This is a genomic window from Corynebacterium sp. CNCTC7651 (genome assembly GCF_021496665.1).
GTDB lineage: Bacteria > Actinomycetota > Actinomycetes > Mycobacteriales > Mycobacteriaceae > Corynebacterium.
On record NZ_CP071246.1, the window covers coordinates 1,192,515 to 1,211,505 of the forward strand.

Annotated in this window: 18 protein-coding genes; 4 read left to right on the forward strand and 14 right to left on the reverse strand. The window is 65.9% G+C overall.

Features of this window, described 5'->3' with window-relative positions; genetic code table 11:
- Positions 1-34: 34 nt before the first annotated feature.
- The 12 genes from rapZ to JZY91_RS05805 are packed head-to-tail and all read right to left on the reverse strand — an operon-like array spanning position 35 to position 12,636.
- Positions 35-916, reverse strand: a complete 882-nt coding sequence (gene rapZ, locus JZY91_RS05750) for an RNase adapter RapZ (protein ID WP_234948971.1) — start codon at positions 914-916, stop codon at positions 35-37.
- A gap of 10 nt (positions 917-926) precedes the next feature.
- On the reverse strand, positions 927-3,017 hold the full coding sequence (gene uvrC, locus JZY91_RS05755) for an excinuclease ABC subunit UvrC (protein ID WP_234948972.1): 2,091 nt from the start codon (positions 3,015-3,017) through the stop codon (positions 927-929).
- A 9-nt stretch (positions 3,018-3,026) separates the two neighbouring features.
- Positions 3,027-3,563, reverse strand: a complete 537-nt coding sequence (locus JZY91_RS05760; RefSeq protein WP_234948973.1) for a PH domain-containing protein — start codon at positions 3,561-3,563, stop codon at positions 3,027-3,029.
- Positions 3,564-3,609: 46 nt separating this feature from the next.
- Entirely contained in the window at positions 3,610-4,095 is a 486-nt protein-coding gene (gene ribH, locus JZY91_RS05765; protein ID WP_234948974.1) for a 6,7-dimethyl-8-ribityllumazine synthase, read from the reverse strand.
- 33 nt (positions 4,096-4,128) lie between these two features.
- Complete coding sequence (locus JZY91_RS05770; protein WP_234948975.1) at positions 4,129-5,382, reverse strand: bifunctional 3,4-dihydroxy-2-butanone-4-phosphate synthase/GTP cyclohydrolase II; 1,254 nt, start codon at positions 5,380-5,382, stop codon at positions 4,129-4,131.
- Positions 5,375-5,980 carry a riboflavin synthase gene (locus tag JZY91_RS05775; RefSeq protein WP_234948976.1) on the reverse strand — a complete coding sequence of 202 codons (606 nt, stop codon included), beginning with the start codon at positions 5,978-5,980 and terminating at the stop codon, positions 5,375-5,377. The genes JZY91_RS05770 and JZY91_RS05775 overlap by 8 nt, the downstream gene beginning before the upstream one ends.
- A gap of 5 nt (positions 5,981-5,985) precedes the next feature.
- A complete protein-coding gene (ribD, locus tag JZY91_RS05780; RefSeq protein ID WP_370639272.1) occupies positions 5,986-7,038 on the reverse strand; it encodes a bifunctional diaminohydroxyphosphoribosylaminopyrimidine deaminase/5-amino-6-(5-phosphoribosylamino)uracil reductase RibD in 1,053 nt (350 codons plus the stop codon).
- A complete protein-coding gene (gene rpe / locus JZY91_RS05785; RefSeq protein WP_234948977.1) occupies positions 6,977-7,639 on the reverse strand; it encodes a ribulose-phosphate 3-epimerase in 663 nt (220 codons plus the stop codon). Before rpe ends, ribD begins: the two co-directional genes overlap by 62 nt.
- Positions 7,640-7,649: 10 nt before the next feature.
- Positions 7,650-9,137 carry an RsmB/NOP family class I SAM-dependent RNA methyltransferase gene (locus JZY91_RS05790; RefSeq protein ID WP_370639273.1) on the reverse strand — a complete coding sequence of 496 codons (1,488 nt, stop codon included), beginning with the start codon at positions 9,135-9,137 and terminating at the stop codon, positions 7,650-7,652.
- On the reverse strand, positions 9,134-10,054 hold the full coding sequence (gene fmt, locus JZY91_RS05795) for a methionyl-tRNA formyltransferase (protein ID WP_234948978.1): 921 nt from the start codon (positions 10,052-10,054) through the stop codon (positions 9,134-9,136). The genes JZY91_RS05790 and fmt overlap by 4 nt, the downstream gene beginning before the upstream one ends.
- 15 nt (positions 10,055-10,069) lie before the next feature.
- Positions 10,070-10,567, reverse strand: a complete 498-nt coding sequence (gene def / locus JZY91_RS05800; RefSeq protein ID WP_234948979.1) for a peptide deformylase — start codon at positions 10,565-10,567, stop codon at positions 10,070-10,072.
- A gap of 56 nt (positions 10,568-10,623) precedes the next feature.
- Positions 10,624-12,636 carry a primosomal protein N' gene (locus tag JZY91_RS05805; protein ID WP_234948980.1) on the reverse strand — a complete coding sequence of 671 codons (2,013 nt, stop codon included), beginning with the start codon at positions 12,634-12,636 and terminating at the stop codon, positions 10,624-10,626.
- A gap of 297 nt (positions 12,637-12,933) precedes the next feature.
- Here JZY91_RS05805 and JZY91_RS05810 point away from each other — a divergent pair, with 297 nt between their 5' ends.
- The 4 genes from JZY91_RS05810 (at position 12,934) to JZY91_RS05825 (ending at position 16,415) form a co-directional block, all read left to right on the forward strand.
- Positions 12,934-14,175 carry an RtcB family protein gene (locus JZY91_RS05810; protein ID WP_234948981.1) on the forward strand — a complete coding sequence of 414 codons (1,242 nt, stop codon included), beginning with the start codon at positions 12,934-12,936 and terminating at the stop codon, positions 14,173-14,175.
- A gap of 83 nt (positions 14,176-14,258) precedes the next feature.
- Positions 14,259-15,134 carry a polysaccharide deacetylase family protein gene (locus tag JZY91_RS05815; RefSeq protein ID WP_234948982.1) on the forward strand — a complete coding sequence of 292 codons (876 nt, stop codon included), beginning with the start codon at positions 14,259-14,261 and terminating at the stop codon, positions 15,132-15,134.
- A 30-nt stretch (positions 15,135-15,164) separates the two neighbouring features.
- Complete coding sequence (locus JZY91_RS05820; RefSeq protein WP_234948983.1) at positions 15,165-15,539, forward strand: hypothetical protein; 375 nt, start codon at positions 15,165-15,167, stop codon at positions 15,537-15,539.
- A gap of 3 nt (positions 15,540-15,542) precedes the next feature.
- A complete protein-coding gene (locus JZY91_RS05825) occupies positions 15,543-16,415 on the forward strand; it encodes a hypothetical protein (RefSeq protein ID WP_234948984.1) in 873 nt (290 codons plus the stop codon).
- On the opposite strand, the gene metK is transcribed toward JZY91_RS05825, so the two are convergent.
- Together metK and coaBC are read right to left on the reverse strand one after the other, a co-directional pair.
- Entirely contained in the window at positions 16,412-17,653 is a 1,242-nt protein-coding gene (gene metK, locus JZY91_RS05830) for a methionine adenosyltransferase (protein WP_234948985.1), read from the reverse strand. The two genes, JZY91_RS05825 and metK, sit on opposite strands and share 4 nt — an antisense overlap.
- 59 nt (positions 17,654-17,712) lie before the next feature.
- Entirely contained in the window at positions 17,713-18,981 is a 1,269-nt protein-coding gene (coaBC, locus tag JZY91_RS05835) for a bifunctional phosphopantothenoylcysteine decarboxylase/phosphopantothenate--cysteine ligase CoaBC (protein ID WP_234948986.1), read from the reverse strand.
- Positions 18,982-18,991 lie beyond the last annotated feature (10 nt).

Consider the following 18,991-nt stretch of genomic DNA (forward strand, 5'->3'; position numbering starts at 1 on the left):
ACGCAGGAACGCTAAGACGAGCGTGGTAAGGGCGCTACTGGCGGTCGAGGTCGCGGTGCATAACGTTTACGTCCACGTTGCCAAGCTGGCGCAGGCGGCGGCCAAGTTCCTCCGACACCGCAACCGAACGGTGGTGTCCGCCGGTGCAGCCAATGCCCACCGTGATGAAGTCCTTGCCCTCGTGCCTGTACCCCGCGAGCGTGGAGGACAGCAGCTGCACCAGGTTGTCCACGAATTCCTGTGCGCCGGGCTGAGACAGCACGTAGTCCGACACCGGCTCATCCACGCCCCGGTAATCGCGCAGCTCCTCCACCCAGTACGGGTTAGGCAGGAAACGCACATCCAAAATCAGGTCTGCGTCCCGCGGGGAGCCGTGCTTGAAGCCGAAAGACTCCACGGTGATGTGCTGGCGGCCGATGGCAAGCTCGCCTACGGAGGCCTCCACCGCACGGCGCAGGTCGTGCACAGAAAGGTTGGACGTATCGATGATCACGTCCGCCGTGGCGCGCACCGACGCAACCGACTCGCGCTCCCGGGTGATGCCGTCCTGCAGCGTATCCTCGCCCTGCAGCGGGTGGGTGCGGCGGACTGAATCGAACCGGCGGATCAGCACCTCATCCCGCGCCTCGAGGAACAGGATGAACGGCGAGTATCCCCGTTCCCGAATCTGCTCGATGGTCTCCATCAAGGAACCGAACATGCGGGCACGCACATCGGTGACCACCGCCAGGTGCTCCACCGGAGAATCGTCCGACGCCACCAGGTCCACCAGGTCAACGATCATCCTGGGGGGCAGGTTCTGGGAAACGAAGCAGCCTTTATCCTCAAACACCTTGGCCGCAGTGGACAGGCCACCACCGGATAGGCCGGTGATGATGACAGGGCGATGAGTACCCGCGTGGTCCTGAGTGCGCATAGGCCACATCCTAACCACCGTCCGCATGGAGATGGTCGAAGATCGTTTGTGCGAGCTTCGGCCCTACCCCCTTTACCTCCTGGATTTCCTCGACGGACGCATCTTTGATCTTCTTCACGCTGCCGAAGTGCTTCACCAAGTCGGTGCGTCGCGCAGGCCCGAGCCCCGGCACCGAGTCCAACGCGGATGCCCGCATCCGCTTCGAACGCTGCTGGCGGTGGTAGGTGATGGCGAAGCGGTGCGCCTCATCTCGAATCTGCTGGAGCAGGTACATGCCCTCCGAGTTGCGGGGCAGAATCACCGGCTCATCATCATCCGGAACCCACACTTCCTCCAGGCGTTTCGCCAGGCCGATCAGCTGCACGTCGACAATGCCTAGCTCATCGAAGACAGCTTGAGCGGCGTTGACCTGGGGCTTGCCGCCGTCCACGATGAACAGCTGCGGCGGGTAGGCAAAGCGTTTCGATGCTGCGCCGCCGGTGGTCTCAACGTCGCTTTCCTCACGTTCGTCGGCAAACGTCTGCTCCTCCGCCACCTCGTCCGGATTGGCCAGCTTGTCTTCGTTGTAGCGCTTGAAGCGTCGGCGGGTGACCTCAGCGATGGAGCCGACGTCGTCCGAGCGGCCGTCACCCGCCGCTTCCTTGATGCGGTAGCGGCGGTAATCGTTCTTTTTGGGCAGGCCGTCTTCAAACACCACCAGGGAGGCGACAACGTCGGTGCCCTGGATGTGGGAGATGTCGGTGCACTCGATGCGCAGCGGCGCCTCATCCATCCCAAGGGCATCCTGGATGTCCTGCAGAGCTTGGGAGCGCGCGGTAAGGTCGCCCACTCGTTTGAGCTTGTGCTGATGCAGCGCCTCGGCCGCGTTCTTGTGCACCGTCTCCATCAGCGCGCGCTTGTCGCCGCGTTGCGGAACGCGGATATCCACTTGCGCGCCGCGCAACTGCGTGAGCAGTTCTGTGACGTCGGCGAGCTCGTCCGGCATGGTCTCCACCAGAATCTCACGCGGGACTGGCACGGGCGCTTTCACCTCAGCGCGGGATTCCTGGTCCACACCACGGCGGCGCACCTTCTGCTCGCGCAGCTTGGCATCCTCTTCTTCCTCGAGGCGAACCCGCTCCACCGCATCTGAGTAGTACTGCACCAAAAAGTTCTGCATCAGTGTTGGAAGGGCGGGGTCCACCTCACCGTCGTCGAGACGCTCCAAGCTCCCCGGCTCATCGCCGGTCTTTTCCACAACCCAGCCCCGCTGTGAGCGGATGCGGCCGTCGCGGACGTTGAAGATTTGTACCGCGGCCTCGAGCTCGTCGGTGGCGAAGGCGATAATGTCCGCGTCCGTGTCCGTGCTCAGCACCACGGTTTGGCGCTCCATGACCTTGTTCACTGCGCCCAAGTCGTCCCGGAGCCGGGCAGCCTTCTCAAACTCGAGTTGCTGCGCCGCCTCTTCCATTTGCCTGGTCAGGCCGCGGACCAGCTGGTCGGAGCGGCCGGACATGAAGCCCATGAAGCCGGCGACAATCTCGTCGTACTCCTCTTCGCTCACGCGCCCCACGCACGGCGCAGCGCATTTGTCGATGTAGCCCAGCAGGCACGGCCGGCCGAGCGCCTCGTGGCGGTTGAAGACGCCGTTTGAACACGTGCGGATGGGAAAGACGCGGGTGAGTAGGTCGAGCGTTTCCCGCACCGCCCAGGCGTGCGAGAACGGGCCGAAGTAGCGCACACCCTTGCGCTTGGGGCCGCGGTAGAAGAACGCGCGTGGATAGCGCTCCTTCACACTTACGGCGAGCATCGGGTACGTCTTGTCGTCGCGGTACATGACGTTGAACCACGGGTCGTACCGCTTAATCCAGGTGTACTCCAGCTGGAGCGCCTCGACCTCGCTGGAGACCACCGTCCATTCCACAGACGCCGCGGTAAACACCATCTGGCGCGTGCGCGGATGCAGGGTGTTCGGCGGCTGGAAATAGTTGTTCAAGCGGGCGCGGAGATTCTTCGCCTTGCCCACGTACACCACGCGGCCGTTCTGGTCGCGAAACTTATACACGCCCGGCTCCGTGGGAATGGTCCCCGGCGCCGGGCGGTAGTTCTTCGGGTTTGCCACTGCAGCCGCCTAATCCTCCGGCATGTATTTGGCCTCGAGCACGCGGAAATTTTCAACCGCCTTTATAGCGCGCTCCTTATCCCCAGCGTGGATGGCCCACAGCGGAACGTACTCGAAGTCCGGCAGCTCAAGGCGCGCCATGCGGGAGCCCTTGGGGAACGCGAGGCCGTAAATGACCACCCACGGGTAGAACCGTGATCCGATGATGTTGACTACCTGCACCCCGTCCTCGTTTGCGCGGACGCGCGGGCGTGTCAGGCAGATCCAGGACACCGCGGAGATGATCAGGCCTACGCCGACGAAGGCGAACTTGTCCACCCCGGTAATGGCTACCCCGGTGAACTCCACATCCACCACAGAGGCCATGAAGATGTGCACGGCCATCACAATCAAAATCCAAATGATGGCAACGCGCTGCAGGTACTGGGATCGGACCTCAAATTCCCACGGCTTCGTTGTCGTCGCGGCGTGGGGGTCTAGGGCGGTGAGGTAGGCCAGTTCGCGATCGCTCAGCTGGCTCCTTGTTTCGCTTTGCTTCTCGCTCACCGTGCTGCCAACCCTCCACAAACGGAACTCATACTTCCGGTTGATACTAGCCCTTCACCGGGAGGGAGCGTACTTTGCGCAGCTCTAGGGCCGCACCGAGCGCCGCGCGGACAGCTTCCGCCCCTTTGTCTTCCTTAGCGTCTTCGCCGCCAGCGCGCTCGTACGCCTGGTCCTCATCCTCGACGGTGAGCACGGCGTTCCCGATCGGTGTGCCCTCGTCCAACGCAATCCGGGTCAAGCCTTCGGTAACGGACTGGCACACGTACGTAAAGTGCGCGGTTTCTCCGCGAATCACGCATCCAAGGGCCACCACCGCGTCATAGCGGCGGGCGCAAGCCTGCACCACTACCGGCAACTCCAGCGCCCCATCCACCTTGTACGCGTCCACCTTCACGCCCAATTCAGCCGCGGTTGCTAGAGCGCGCTCCTCCAGCAGCTCCACCACCCGGTCATTCCAGCGGGTGGATACGACGGCAAGGGTCAACCCCTCGGCGCGTAACTGATACTCCTCAGGGGCTCCGGTGGAAGACATGTGTGCTCCTTATTTCCGTGTCTGTGTTGCGTGTCAGTTCAATTCCGGGTGCAGCGCCAGGTATTCGCCCACCCGCTCAAGGTCGTGGCCCATCCGGTCACGCTTCGTGCGCAGGTACACGATGTTGTCGTGCGACGGTGCGATCTCGATCCTAGTGCGTCCCAGCACCTGCGGGCCGAAGCCCGCCAACGCCTCGACCTTGTCCGGGTTGTTGGACATCACCGTGAAGGATGCCAGCCCTAGATCCGCCAGGATCTGCCCGGCCACGGAGTACTCCCGAGCGTCGATAGGCAAGCCCTGCTCCAAGTTCGCGTCCACGGTGTCCAGGCCCTCGTCCTGCAGCCGGTAGGCCTCCAGCTTGGCAAGCAAGCCGATGCCTCGGCCCTCGTGCCCGCGGATGTACACCACCACGCCGCGGCCGGCTTCCTGCACGCGCCGCATTGATTCGTGCAGTTGCGGGCCGCAATCGCAGCGGCGTGACGCGAAGACATCTCCCGTCAGACATTCGGAGTGGACGCGGACCAGCACGTCCTCGCCTTCGTGGACATCGCCCACCACAAGCGCCACGTGCTCGGTGCCGTCAACGTCATTGCGGTAGCCGTAGGCGGTGAACTCGCCGTACTCGGTGGGCAGGCGCGTCTCCGTCACACGGCTCACCGTGCGAACCTCCCGCCGCAGGTGCGCGATGAGCTGCTCGATGGAGATCATCTTCAGCCCGTGCGCGTCTGCGAAGCGCCGCAGCTCGTCGAAGCGCGCCATATCGGTCGGATCATCCTCCGAGACGATTTCGCACAGGGCACCGACTGGCTGCAAGCCGGCCAGCCGAGCCAAGTCCACCGCCGCTTCGGTGTGGCCGTCCCGCACCAGCACGCCGCCGCGGCGCGCCCGCAGCGGCACCACGTGCCCGGGCCGCGTGAAATCCTCGGCCCCGAACGCCGGATCCGCCAGCCGGCGAATTGTCTCCGCGCGCGAGCGGGCAGAAATGCCCGTCGTGCCCGTGGCGGCGTCGACCGTGACGGCGTACGCAGTGCCACGGGCGTCCTCATTCTGCGCCACCATCGGGGGCAGGTTGAGCCTGGTTGCGTCCTGGTCCTCCATGGACACGCAGATGTATCCGGAGGTGTAGCGCACCATGAAGGCGACCAGCTCGGGCGTGGCAAGCTCAGCGGCGAAGATCAGGTCGCCCTCGTTTTCCCGCCCCTCATCATCCACCACTACAACGGCCTCACCCCGGGCGATGGCTGCAATTGCGTCCTCGACGGTATCCAGGCGGGCGTTGTCACTCATGGGCGTTAACTCTAGCCCCCAGCATTTTCTCCACGTATTTGGCCACAATGTCCACTTCAAGGTTCACGGCCTCGCCGATGCTTAGCTCCCCCGCAGTGGTGTCCCGCAACGTGGTGGGAATGAGCGAAACCTCGAACCAGTCGTCGCCCACCGCGGACACGGTAAGCGAGGTGCCGTTCACCGCAACGGAGCCCTTCTCCGCCACATACTGCGCGAGCGCTTCCGGCAGGCTGAAGCGGAACACCTCCCAGTGCTCGGACGGCGTGCGCGCGAGCAGTTCGCCCTGCCCGTCCACGTGCCCCTGGACAATGTGGCCGCCCAAGCGCGCGCCGGCTGCCACCGCGCGCTCCAGGTTCACGCGCGCCCCCGCCTCGTAGCTGCCGATGCGAGAACGGTCCAGCGTCTCACGCATCACATCCGCGCTGAACACCCCGTCCGCCGCCTCCACGACAGTCAGGCACACCCCGTCCACCGCAATCGAGTCCCCCAGCGCTGCGTCGGACGTCACCTTCGGCGCGCGCACTGCAATCCGCACGGCGTCGCCCAGGGGCTCAAGCTTTTCGACGCTTCCAATTTCCTCTACAAGTCCCGTAAACATCGCGACTACTGTTCCTTCTCCAATTCAATGAGCACGTCATCCCCAAAAGGGCGTGAGAACGTCCTGCGGAACCGGTGTGCCCCACTCAACGTGGCGGCGACGGGACCGCCGAGCACCCCGCGCCCAGCGCCGAGCAACATCGGCGCGATGTATGCCTGGACGGCGTCAACCAGATCAGCCGCTACAAAACTCCTCGCCAGTCCCGCGCCGCCTTCCACCAGCACGTCGCGCGCCCCCGTCTCCCACAGCGCGCTCAGCGCTTCTTCTGGGGTGGCGTACTGCTCATAGCCCAGCCGGTCCAGGTTCGACCCGGCCGGCACCGCACGCGTGCCGACGACCACGCGGCGCGGCTGCTGCTCATACAACGTCCCGTCCGGGTGCCTGGCGGTGAGCGAGGGATCGTCGGCAAGCACCGTGCCCGTGCCCACGATGATGGCGTCGCGCGTCGCACGGTCCTCGTGCACGAATGCCCGGGTTTCCTCGCCAGTGATCCACTGGCTCGTCCCGTCTGCGGCGGCGGTGAATCCGTCCAGGGTCGCCGCAAACTTCAAGGTCACGCTCGGCCGGCCCAGGCGCACCGCGGTCAGCCACGGTTGGAGCGCGGCCACACGCACCGGCATGTGCTCCACCTCAACGCCATGCTCGCGCAGGTACGCCGCTCCCCCGGCTGCCTCCGGGTTCGGGTCCGCGGTCAGGTAGATCACCTTACGCACCCCGGCCTCCACCAGCGCCCGCGAACACGGCCCGGTTCGGCCTGTGTGGTTGCACGGCTCAAGCGTCACCACTGCGGTCGCGCCGCGGGCGCGCTCGCCCGCCTCGCGCAGCGCTTGGACCTCGGCATGCGCACCGCCGGCCGGTTCGGTGGCTCCTATGGCAATGGGTTCCCCGGAATCGTCGATAAGCACGCAGCCCACGGGAGGATTCGGGGACGTGCGGCCGCGAGCGGTCTCCCCGGCCGCGATCGCCCTGCCCGCGGCGGTGCCCAGTGTCTCGGGGTTAATTGCCCGCCGCCTCCTGCGCCAGCTGGCGCAGCCGCTCCACGGCGGCCGCCGGGTCATCCGCACCGAAAACGGCGGAGCCCGCCACGAACGCGTCGACGCCGGCCTCCGCTGCCTGGGCGATCGTGGCGTTAGCAATGCCTCCGTCGATGCCGATGATGGTGTCCAGGCCTTGCTCGCGGATCGCGTCGCGCAGCAGCATCACCTTGCTCAACACCTCCGGCATGAATTTCTGCCCGCCGAAACCGGGCTCCACGCTCATCACCATGACCTCGTCGAAATGCTCAAGGTCGCCCAAATACGGCTCGATTGGCGTGCCGGGCTTCACGGCAAAGCCGGACTGCACGCCCAGGCCGCGGCACTGCTTGGCCGCCGCAATGTGGTCCCCGGTGGCCTCCACGTGGAACACCATCCGGTCCCCGCCCGCCTGAGCGTAGGTTTCAAACCAGCGCTCCGGCTGCTCAATCATCAGGTGCATATCCAGGAACTGCTCCGTCACGCCGTTGACTGCCTTGGTCACGTCCGGGCCGAAGGACAGGTTGGGCACGAAATGGCCGTCCATGATGTCCACGTGGATGAGGTCTGCGTTGGGCACCTTGCGCACGTCCTCGCCGAGCGCGGCGTAGTCCGCAGCCAGAATCGATGGGGCGATGTAAATCATGGTTCCCAGCCTAGCTTTCGCCGAGCTTGCGCAGGATGGCAATAAACATCGCGTCCGTCCCGTGCCGGTGCGGCCACATCTGCACGCTCAGGTGCTCGCCCACGTCCCCCATCTCGCCCACAAACTCGCGCGCATCCAGCTCCTCTACCCCGCCCAGGGCTTTCTGCTTATCGACGATCCCTCGCGTCTCACGCACATCCGGGGAGCACGTGGAGTAGACGATCACACCGCCGGGCTTTGCCAACCGCACCGCCGAAGCCAGCAGCTCGGCCTGCAGCGTGTTTAGCTCCACGATGTCTTCTTCGCCCTTGACCCACCGGGCCTCCGGGCGGCGGCGCAGCGCGCCGAGGCCGGAGCACGGGGCGTCCACCAGCACGCGGTCGTACCCGGGCTCAAGGCCGGGGTCGCGACCGTCGGCGACCTTGACCGTCACCGGCAAATCCCCCACCGCCTTGCGGATCAGCTCCGCGCGGTGCGGGGCGACCTCGATGGCGTCCAGGTGCGCGCCGTCAATCGCCGCGAGTGAGCCGATCAGCGCGGCCTTGCCGCCCGGGCCCGCGCACAGATCCAGCCAACGGCCTTGATCGTCTTCTACCGGAACCTCGGCGGCGGCGCGGGCGATGAGCTGAGACCCCTCATCCTGCACGCCGGCCAACCCGTCGCGCACCTCCTGCAGCTGCCCCGGGTCACCCTCCGGCAGGTAGACCGCGTACGGCGAGTACTTGCCCTCCTCCCCGCCGGTGGTCAGCGCGAGCTCCTCCGCGCTCATCTCGCCCGGGCGCGCAACAAGGTGGACAATTGGGCGCTCCGAGTCGGCTTCCAGCGCCGCCTCCAACTCGGCGTCCGCACGCTCGCCCAGCGCAGTAGCGAAGGAGCGGGCGATCCAGGCCGGGTGCGCGTGCCGGAACGCGAGGCGCTCCACGTCCCCCTCCGGGGCAAGCCGCGCAAACCACTCCTCCGCGGGCATGCGCGCGATAGAGCGCAGGACACCGTTGGCAAAACCTTTGGCCTTCTCCTGGTTCGCCGCTTCCACCAGACGCACCGAGGTATCCACCGCCGCGTGGTCCTCCACGCGGGTGTACAGCAACTGGTAGGCGCCCAAGCGCAGCGCCGTGAGCACCTCCGGGTTTATCTCCTCCAACGGGCGGGAGGAGCATTCTGCGATCACCGCGTCCACCACGCCGAGCGTGCGCAGCGTGCCGTACGTCAGCTCCGTGGCAAAGGCCGCGTCACGGCCCTTGATCTTGCGTTCCTTCAGAAGCCCAGGCAGTGTGAGGTTGGCGAAGGCGCCGTCTCGGGTAACGCGGAGGATCACCTCGAACGCAGCCTCGCGCGGCGCGTCACCGATCGAGGCCGGGCGGCCTTTCACGCTGTAGCGCTGCGTGGCGCGCGAAGGCTTCTTCTGCTGGCCGCCCTGCTGGGCGCCAGGCTGCTTGCCCTGCCGCTTCTTCGGATCCTCGCGCCGTCCAGCCGCGCGAGACCTGAACCCGCCGCTCACTCGAACACCATCCCCTCAGTATCCACGCCGCGCGCCCAGTCAGCGGCAACCATCATCTTCTTGCCCGGCGGTTGGATCCGGCTCAGCACCACGTCACTCGTGCCGGTGCCTACGCGCACTTCCTTCTTGGAGGCCGCTACTTCGCCCGGCGCGAGATCCGCCGCATCCGTCGGGGTCACGCGGTCCACTTTCACACGCTCGCCGCCCAGTGTGGTCCACGCGCCCGGCGCGGTGGTGTAGGCGCGGATGGCGCGGTCCACGATGTCTGCCGGCTGAGTCCAGTCAATGCGCGCTTGCTCCACGGTGATCTTGGGCGCGTAGGTGCCCTCCTCCGGCTGCGGTGTGGGCTCGATCGTGCCGTCCTCCAGCCGGTCCATGGTTTCAACCAGCGTGGCAGCGCCGCTAACCGCGAGGTGGCCAAGGAGCTCATCCGCGGTGATGTCGGACGCAGCGGGCTCGGCCAGGACGTGCAGGATGTCGCCGGTGTCTAAGCCCTCGTCGATGCGGAACACCGTGGCGCCCGTGTCGGCATCTCCGTTCAGAATGGCGTGCTGCACGGGTGCCGCGCCGCGCCAGTTCGGCAGCAGCGAGAAGTGCAGGTTTACCCAGCCGTGGGTGGGGATGTCCAGCATGTCCGCCGGAATGAGATTGCCGTAGGCCACCACCGGGATGCAGTCCGGCGCGAGGTCGCGCAGGCGCTGGCGGATTTCCTCGTTATCCTTCAGCGTCGCCGGTGTCAGCACTTCAATCCCGTGCTCCTCCGCCAGGGCTTTGACTGGCGACGGGTGCAGGGTGCGCCCCCGCCCCTTCCGGGCGTCGGGGCGTGTGAGTACCGCAACCACCTCGTGGCGGGACTCAATGAGCTCCTTGAGCGATGCGACGGCGGGTTCTGGGGTGCCCGCGAACACAAGACGCATGCCTGTCTCCTCCTCCTATGCGGTGAACCAGTCGGCGGCGCGGATTTGCGCCATGGCCGCTTTCTTCGCCTCCGGCTCCATGTGTGTAAGGAACAGTACCCCGTCCAGGTGGTCTGTTTCGTGCTGGATGCAGCGCGCCAGAAGCCCGGTGGCCCGCAGCGCTACAGGGCGGCCATACACGTCAACGCCAGAGGCGACCACCGTGTCGTGGCGCGCAATGTCTGCCCGGATGCCCGGAATAGACAGGCAGCCTTCGGGGCCAACCTGGTCCTCGGTGCCAAGCGGCCGCCACACCGGATTGACCAGGTGCCCGCGCATGCCCTGGCAGTCGAACACGAACACCCGCCGCCCGATGCCCACCTGCGGCGCCGCCAACCCCACTCCGCCGGCGGCGTCCATGGTCTCCAGCATGTCCTCCACCAAGCGGTGCAGCCCGCCATCGAACTGGGTGACAGGCGATGCCGTAGACGTGAGCACGGGATCTCCGAACAAGCGAAGCGGTCTGATAGCCATGCCCGCCAAGTCTACTGGCGGCGCCTTGGGCTACCCAACGCCTCTACCCAGCGTCTTTACCCGATGTCAATGGGGTTGACCTGGATTCGCAGCGGGGCGTCCTGTTTCCTCGCCGCTCGGCTCACCGCACCCGCTCGCAGCGCCTTGCCCAATGCATCCCGCCCCGCAAGCGGCGCACGCACCAGCATCCGTTGCGCCGGCCCCAGCGCAGCCTCATCCCACTCGCCCGGCAGGTTCACGCCCCCCGGCAGATCCACCGGCCCAAGCAGCTCCGTGCCTTGCGGCAAGTCAACGTGCTCGAAGAAGTCATCCAGCGCCTTATCCGGCGCGTCCACCAATGCGATGTGCACCGCAGGCGGGAACCCCGCGTCGCGGCGCTGCAGCAGCTCGCGGGCTGCGAATCCGGGTGCGTCCCACCGGATCAGGTGCTGCACTACCGGCAGCGCCGGGTCCGCCACCACAACCACTTCGCCGCCGGCAGTGTGGGGCGCAACCAACGCGGCGGCAGCCATCCACTTGCCAAACGCATCTTCCACCGCCCGCAGATCAGGGCGCTGGAGCAGCGCCCACGTGTCCAGGAAGACTGCGGCGCCGTACATTCCGCCGTCGACACGCGGCTCCGCCCCCGGAGTCGCCACCACCAAGGCAGGCGCGGCGGGCACGGTGTCGCGCACCTTCTCCCCCCAGGATGTGAGAATGCGGTGCTTTGGAAACGCGCGGCCGAGCTCCTCCGCAGTACGCTCCGTGCCCAGCACCACCGCACGCACCTTGCGCGAGCCGCACACGGGACACACGTGCTGCGCGTCCACCCGCCCGCACCAGCGGCAGGTGGGGGCTACGGCTTCGCTTGCTGACGGCAACCCCAACGGCCCGTTACACCACCGGCAGCGCGCCGGCTCCCGGCATTGCCCGCACGCAAGCGCCTGGATGTAGCCAGTCCGGGGAACCTGAAAAAGCACCGGCTGCCCACGGTCCAACGCGGCGTTCGCCGCCTGGAACGCCACCGACGGCAAGCGGGCCTGGCGGGCGCGGGGGTCTCGCTCCAACTCAAAATCGGAGTCGCCGGCAGCGTGGATGTGGGGTGCGCGGGCGCGCAGGCTTGACTTCGGAGCGACGAGCTCGTGCATCCACCCCGTTTCCACCAAAAGCTGCGCCTCCGCAGTGCGGGAATACCCGCCGATGATCAGGGAGGCGCGCTCGATCGCGGATCGCGTCGTCATCACCTCGCGTGCGTGGAAATACGGCTCCCGGGGGTCCACCAAACTGTCGTCCCCGTCGTGCATGAGCGCCATCAGCTGCAGGTTCACCACCGGCGCAAATGCCGCGGAGCGTGTGCCCACCACAATTCGCCCCTGCCCGTGCAGCACAGACAAGTACCGCGAATAGCGGGCCTGCGGCCCCTGCGACGCAGTCAGGGTAGTCACCTGCTTTGCCGCCACGTGCGCGCGCAGCGCTGCCTCCACACGGTCCACATCGCGCTGATCCGGCACCACAATGAGCGCCCCGCCACCGCCAAGCGCCACTTTCACCGCCAGCGCGGCCAACGCCTCCGCCCAATCGTCCCCGGGTGCCACCTGCCACGCGGCGCGCGCCAGCTTGCCGTCCAGCACGGCATCTACAAAAGACTCCCCATACTCGTAGCCGCTCCACGCCGAAAGATCCGGTTCCTGCGCCTCCCCCAATGCTTCCCACGACGTCGACGTATCCGTCTCTTCCGCTTTGGCGTGCCGCGCCGGGATGGCCGCGCGGTAGAGATCCGGCCTGGTTCCGGCGTAGCGGTTCGCTAGCGCATCAATGAGCGTGCGCTGCTGCTCCGGTGCCACCACCTCAGGTGAGATCACCCGTTCAATGAATCGCAGTTTGCCCTGGTGGTTTGATGTGGCCCTGCGCTCTAGAACAAGCGCGTCCACCAACCGGCCAGCGAAGCGGATCCGCACCCGCACACCGGGCTGCGCCGCCTCCCCGTCTTCCTCTGTCACCAGGTAATCAAACGGCCGGTCTAGGTGCGGCGGCCCAAGCATCGGCAGCACCCGGGCGACGGGGAGCTGTTTGGCTTGGGCATTGGACATGCAACAGGAGTGTAGCGCTAGATCCGCCACAAACCCTTGACCAGATGTTTTTGCCCTGCTAGGTTCGGCTCCGGCTTGAAAAGTCGCCGAACCTACACCCGAAGGACACATCCGATGCGCGGAAATCAGCAGTTGAAGCAGCAACTACTGCATGCGCAATTTGGCATACGCGCGTTCGGGTGCGGGAGGGTCAGCATCAGCTAGACTTACCGGCAACTCGGACGCCTCACACCAACTGCGGTGGAGGCGTTTTTCGTTTCCGCCGCGGGTACAGCCTGACCCCCAAAGGAGATTCCAATGCGAGCCCCACGGCGCAGCGGCAAAGCCAGCAAGAAGGCCGCCGCGCGCACGCGCGAGGCAATTGCAGCCATCGCAGCACACACCCCGGCCGTGATCAACTTCGCGTCCGAGGTGGACGACAACACCCTGGCGCAAGCCCAGAACACGGCTTCCATGCCCTTCGTGCACCCCCACGTGGCCCTCATGCCGGACGCGCACTTCGGCATGGGCTCATCGGTGGGCACCGTCTTCGGCACCATCGGTGCCGTCATCCCCGCCGCCGTCGGCGTGGACATCGGCTGCGGCATGATCGGTGCCCGCACGCAGTTCACCGCCGCCGACCTTGAGGGCAAGCAACTTGAGGCGCTGCGCGACGCCATCGAGCGCGCCATCCCGCTCTCCCCCGGCAACTACAACGACTGGCACATCGAAGGCACCGCCGCGGAGCGCTGCAAGGAGCTTGCATTGCTTGCCGACGACACCTCCGTGGACCTTTCCCACTCCAAGAACTGGCGGCAGCAGCTGGGCTCATTGGGCGGAGGCAACCACTTCATCGAGCTGTGCCTGGATGAGGAGGATCGGGTGTGGATGTTCCTCCACTCGGGTTCCCGCGGCGTGGGCAACCGCATCGCGCAGAAACACATCGCGGCCGCGCAGGAGTACGTGGTGCGCAACTGGATCCCCATCCCGGATCCGGATTTGGCGTACCTGGTGGAGGGCACCCCGGAGTTCGACAGCTACATCGCCGAGCTGGCATGGGCGCAGCGCTTCGCCTACCTCAACCGGGAGGAAATGCTGGACCGCTTCGCAACCTGCCTGGCCGAGTGGATGGGCACGGAGGTGGAGATTGTGGAGCGGGTGAACTGCCACCACAACTACACCGTTGAGGAGGAGCACTACGGCAAACAGGTGTGGTTGACGCGGAAAGGCGCCGTCCGCGCGGAAGAGGGCCAGCTGGCGCTCATCCCGGGGTCGATGGGTACGGCATCCTACGTTGTCGCCGGCAAGGCGTACCCGCCGGCGCTGCGGTCCGCACCCCACGGCGCTGGCCGCCGCTACTCGCGCACGGAAGCGCGAAAACGCTTCACGGCGGACGATCTGGACGCGCGCATGCAGGGCATTGTGTACCGTCCGGGTGAAGAGTGGGTGGACGAGATCCCGGACGCATACAAGGAGATCGACCAAGTAATTGCGGATAGCGCGGACTTGATCGAGGTCAAGCACAAGCTTCGCCAGGTCCTCAACGTGAAGGGAACCTAAGACTCGCTTTCCCCAGCCGCGGGGAGCATACTGCAAGCGATAACTCCTTCCGCCTCTTCCACACCATCGGAGCCTGTCCGGACATGAACCGCGTCGCTCAAGCTGCAGCCGCTGCGCTGTGCTCGCTCGCACTCCTGGTACCCGTGGCGCAGCCTGCTGCGGCCCTGTCGCGCGTCGGACAGTTTTCCTCCACGAGTTCGGACGCGGTGCACAACGCGTGGCGCCAGGGCTTCCAGGCCCTGCCTCCACAGCTCCGCGGCGCCATCCCGCGCGAGCTGCGGCCGGCAGAGCCCGCCCCTCAGCCGGCGCCGCCGCCGGCGCCGGAAGTGGGAGTGGAGCGCCCAGCTGAGCCGGTGCCGGACCTGTGCGTGAACTGCGTGGCCATCACGTTCGACGACGGCCCGGTGGCCATCACAGACACCCTGCTCGACATCCTGAAGGAAAAGAACGCGCAGGCCACCTTCTTCGTCGTCGGCGGCAACGCTAACGCCAACCCGAAGATCATGCAGCGCATGCGGGATGAGGGCCACACCATTGGCAACCACACGTACACCCACCCGCACCTGCCCAAGCTCAACGAGGACGCAATCGGAAAACAGCTCGACGACACGAACCGCGCCATCGAAAACACCACGGGCCAAACCCCGCACTGGATGCGCCCGGCCTACGGCGAGTATGACTCGCGCGTAGTCGCGGCCTCCGGCAACCGCGGCCTGGCGGTGGCGATCTGGGACGTAGACACCAGCGATTGGAAGCACCGCAACCCTGACAAGACCTGCACGCTCGCGGTGGAGGGGTCTAAGCCCGGTTCGGTCATCCTCATGCACGATATTCACAAGCCCACCGTGGATGCGGTGCCCTGCGTCATCGACGGGCTGCGTGCAAAGGGCCTCCGCCCAGTGAGCTTGGACAAGTTGATCCCGAACCCGCAGGCCGGCACGGTGTACACACGCCGCTAACCCGTCCAAATCAACTGCTACCGTGGCACCATGAGCGAAGCGTCGGCGCCCCAGGGCCGCAGCGGGTGGCAATACGCCACCCCAATTGCCATGCTCGTCGCCTACATTTTCGGCCCGTGGCTCCTCATCCCAGCGTTCGGCGGGGGTGATAGCGCCGTCGTGCCCATCATCGCGTTCATTTTCGGTGTCGCAGCGGTGGCCGGGTTTGTCGACGGCGCTACGTTCCGCACCACCGCTTCCCTCCCCATTCTGGCCGGCGTCGGGTTCTGGGTAGCCAAAGCGCTGTACTTCAACGACGGCACCTTCCTCTACCTCATCGGCTGCGTCGCAACCGCTTGGCTCGCCATGCTCGCCGGCTCCCAACTCAACCGCACCCGGCTCAACCGCACCAAGCAGGCTGCGTAACGCATGGAACGCTGGGAGCTCAACCACCCGCAGTACGGCCTCATCGAGGTCCGCTCCGGCTTCGACCGGGACTTTCGCTTGCTTTACGACGATTGGCCCTCCGACCCCGCTGAGCCCCCTGCAGGCGAGGACGAAGCCGAGTGGCTTACAGGGGAAGCGTCGATACGCACCCGCGTCAAAGGCCGGATGACCAACCCACCGGTGCGACTCGAAGTCAGCGTGAACGGGCAGCCGCAAGCGCGCTACGAAAACGTGGAGAGCGCAAGGGTGCCGCTCTTCGGACACGGGAAGCTCCTTGGGGGCGGCACCGACAGGCTTGTCCCAATGGTGAGTCTGAGCACGGACCGTGCGAAACCCCACCTAAAGATTTCGATGAGCCCGTTCAAAGAGATCTTGCAGATCGAATTTCGCGAGGGCCCGACGATCGTGGAGTTCGAGCCGCCTGCCGGATCCCGCGGCGCGCGCCGGCACGAGATGATGCAGAAGAGCGCATTTCGCCGCACGATGATCCCGATGGCGGAGGGCTTGAGCAAGGGCGGGTTCGCCCTCCTTGGGCTCTTTCTCGCGCCGGTCCTGGCCCGGCTGATCAGCCGCCTGCTCGATCTGCTGCCGGACTGGGAGCTGCCGCCGCTACGCCCGCCCCACGTTGAGTTGCCTACGCCCGATCTGCCTCAGGTGGAGCTCCCGCTCCCCAACTGGAATTTCCCCGACATCACTCTGCCCGACCTGCCGGACTGGGTAGCGTGGCTTTTGGAGTACGCCGAAATCTGGCTGCCCGTGCTTATGGGCATCATCGTCGGCATCATTGCCCTGCGCAATCACCGCAAGTCCGAGCGGGCGAAAGCGCAGTGGCGCGAGGAAGACCCCGAGCGCTAGACGCCCGCCGCAGCCTTCAGGTCGTCGACCTTGTTCAGCCGCTCCCACGGCAGGTCAACGTCGGTGCGGCCGAAGTGGCCGTAAGCCGCAGTCTGCGCGTAGATCGGGCGGCGCAGGTCCAGCTCGCGGATGATCGCGTCCGGGCGCAGGTCGAAAACCTTCTCCACGGCCTGCTGGATGGACTCGTTCGTCTGCCCCTCAGCCGCGGTGCCGAAGGTCTCTACATACAGACCCACCGGGTTCGCGCGGCCGATGGCGTACGCCACCTGCACCTCAACGCGGTCCGCAAGGCCTGCGGCCACGATGTTCTTGGCCACCCACCGCATTGCGTACGCTGCGGAGCGGTCCACCTTTGAGGGGTCTTTGCCGGAGAACGCACCGCCGCCGTGGCGGGCCATGCCGCCGTACGTGTCCACGATGATCTTGCGGCCGGTCAGGCCCGCGTCACCCATCGGGCCGCCGACGACGAAGGAGCCGGACGGATTAACCAGCAGCTTCGTGTCCTCGTTGTAGAAGCGCTCCAGGCCGGCATCGCGGATCACCCACTCCAGCACCTCGGTACGCAGCGCGTTTTCCAGCGCCTCACCCGTGAAGTCGGGGTCGTGCTGGGTGGAAATCACCACCGTGTCCAGGTGGACCGGGGTCTCACCGTCGTATGCGAACGTCACCTGTGTCTTGCCGTCCGGGCGCAGGCCAGTCACAATCCCGTCGTGGCGCACCTGGGACAGGCGCCGAGACAGACGGTGCGCGGTAGAGATCGGCAGCGGCATGTATTCCGGGGTTTCGTTTGTGGCGTAGCCGAACATGAGGCCTTGGTCACCGGCGCCGGACTGCTCCACGTCCTCCACCTCCGCGTTGGCGCGGGCCTCCTGCGACTGGGTGACGCCCTGCGAAATCTCCTCGGACTGGTCACCGATTGCCACGTTCACGCCGCACGTCGCGCCGTCAAAGCCCACCTCGGAGGACGTGAAGCCGATCTGCACCAGCTTGTCGCGCACAATCTTGGCGATGTTGGAGTACGCCTCCGTGCGTACTTCACCCACCACGTGCACCTGACCCGTGGTCACCAGCGTCTCCACCGCCACATGGGAGGCCGGGTCCTGCGAGAGCATGTCGTCCAGGATGGAGTCAGAGATCGCGTCGCAGATCTTGTCCGGGTGGCCCTCGGTGACGGACTCGCTGGTAAACAGGCGGTAGTACGAGCCCACGGAGGCATCAGATACGGGGGTTACAGACAAAGCAGTCTCACACTTTCAGGATTTTGCTGATTGGATGCTTCCACAATAGACCAAGCTGTCTAACTTGGCAATGAGACGACCTCGCCACCGCCTAGCGCCTCCACCGCATCCAGAATCCGCACCGCTACAACCTGCTTCGATCCGTCCTCCACCTCAACCGTGGACCCGTCCGCGCCAAGGATCCAACCTTGGTTCCTCGCTTCGCCGAAGACCTTGCCGCCGGCAACAGAATTCACCATCAGCAGGTCCGCCCCCTTACGCTCCAGCTTCGCGCGCCCGTACTCCAGGGGCTTGTCTGTCTCCGCCGCGAACCCCACAATCACCGCGTCCGTCTCCCCCGCATCCCGCTTTTCGACGATCGATTTCAAAATGTCCGGGTTCTCCACCAACCGCACGGTGGACAAATCGTCGTCCGCGATGCCCTTCTTCAGCTTGGAGTCGGCCTCGTGCTCCGGCCGGTAGTCCGCAACCGCGGCCGCCATGATGACCACGTCCGCATCCCCCACCCGCTCCAGCATCGCGTCCTGCATCTCGCGTGCGGAGCGCACCCGCACAATCTCCGCCCCGGCCGGTGTTTCCAGCTCGTCCACAGCACCAGCGACAATGGTGACCTTTGCGCCCCGCTGCGCCGCAACCTCGCCAAGGGCAAACCCCTGCCGTCCGGACGAGCGGTTGCCGATGTAGCGGACAGGATCAATGTTCTCCTGCGTTCCGCCCGCGCTGATGAGCACACGCTTACCTTCAAGTCCCCGGCCGAACGCGCCAGTCTCCGCCACCGTGCGAGCCAGATCCGCAATTTGCGCTGGTTCCAGCATCCGGCCAGGGCCAGAGTCCTTGCCGGTCAGACGCCCGTGCGCGGGTTCCAACACAGTGATGCCGCGCGAGCGCAGCGTTGCCACGTTCGCCTGCGTCGCCGGGTTGTTCCACATCTCTGTATGCATCGCTGGGGCGACCACCACCGGGCAAGTGGCAACCAGCACTGTGGCTGTCAACAGGTCATCCGCCCGCCCCGCCGCGATCCGGGCCATTACATCCGCTGTCGCCGGGGCGATCACCACAAGGTCAGCCTCTTGGCCAACACGGACGTGCTGCACTTCATCCACGCGCGTGAACACGCCAGTGTCTACCGGGTTGCCGGAAAGTGCCTCAAACGTCGCGGCACCCACAAACTCCAATGCATTCGGGGTGGGCACGACTCGCACGTCGCAGCCCTGCTCTTTGAAGTCGCGCACCACATGGCACGCCTTGTATGCCGCAATTCCCCCACTAACGCCAACGACGACGCTGTACTCGGCAGTGGTGTCTCCCTTGGTCTCAGACAGAGTCATAGAGGCCAAG

Excerpts from the sequence above, each read along its gene's own strand:
- fmt (WP_234948978.1), bottom strand. The coding sequence starts at position 10,054 with ATGCGTCTTGTGTTCGCGGGCACCCCAGAACCCGCCGTCGCATCGCTC.
- ribH (WP_234948974.1), bottom strand. The coding sequence starts at position 4,095 with ATGTCTTCCACCGGAGCCCCTGAGGAGTATCAGTTACGCGCCGAGGGG.
- JZY91_RS05815 (WP_234948982.1), top strand. The coding sequence starts at position 14,259 with ATGAACCGCGTCGCTCAAGCTGCAGCCGCTGCGCTGTGCTCGCTCGCA.
- coaBC (WP_234948986.1), bottom strand. The coding sequence starts at position 18,981 with ATGACTCTGTCTGAGACCAAGGGAGACACCACTGCCGAGTACAGCGTC.
- JZY91_RS05810 (WP_234948981.1), top strand. The coding sequence starts at position 12,934 with ATGCGAGCCCCACGGCGCAGCGGCAAAGCCAGCAAGAAGGCCGCCGCG.
- JZY91_RS05770 (WP_234948975.1), bottom strand. The coding sequence starts at position 5,382 with ATGAGTGACAACGCCCGCCTGGATACCGTCGAGGACGCAATTGCAGCC.
- JZY91_RS05820 (WP_234948983.1), top strand. The coding sequence starts at position 15,165 with ATGAGCGAAGCGTCGGCGCCCCAGGGCCGCAGCGGGTGGCAATACGCC.
- JZY91_RS05805 (WP_234948980.1), bottom strand. The coding sequence starts at position 12,636 with ATGTCCAATGCCCAAGCCAAACAGCTCCCCGTCGCCCGGGTGCTGCCG.
- rapZ (WP_234948971.1), bottom strand. The coding sequence starts at position 916 with ATGCGCACTCAGGACCACGCGGGTACTCATCGCCCTGTCATCATCACC.
- JZY91_RS05825 (WP_234948984.1), top strand. The coding sequence starts at position 15,543 with ATGGAACGCTGGGAGCTCAACCACCCGCAGTACGGCCTCATCGAGGTC.
- rpe (WP_234948977.1), bottom strand. The coding sequence starts at position 7,639 with ATGATTTACATCGCCCCATCGATTCTGGCTGCGGACTACGCCGCGCTC.
- ribD (WP_370639272.1), bottom strand. The coding sequence starts at position 7,038 with ATGACCCGGCGGCCGCCGTGGAGCGGCTGCGCCAGCTGGCGCAGGAGG.
- JZY91_RS05775 (WP_234948976.1), bottom strand. The coding sequence starts at position 5,980 with ATGTTTACGGGACTTGTAGAGGAAATTGGAAGCGTCGAAAAGCTTGAG.
- def (WP_234948979.1), bottom strand. The coding sequence starts at position 10,567 with ATGGCTATCAGACCGCTTCGCTTGTTCGGAGATCCCGTGCTCACGTCT.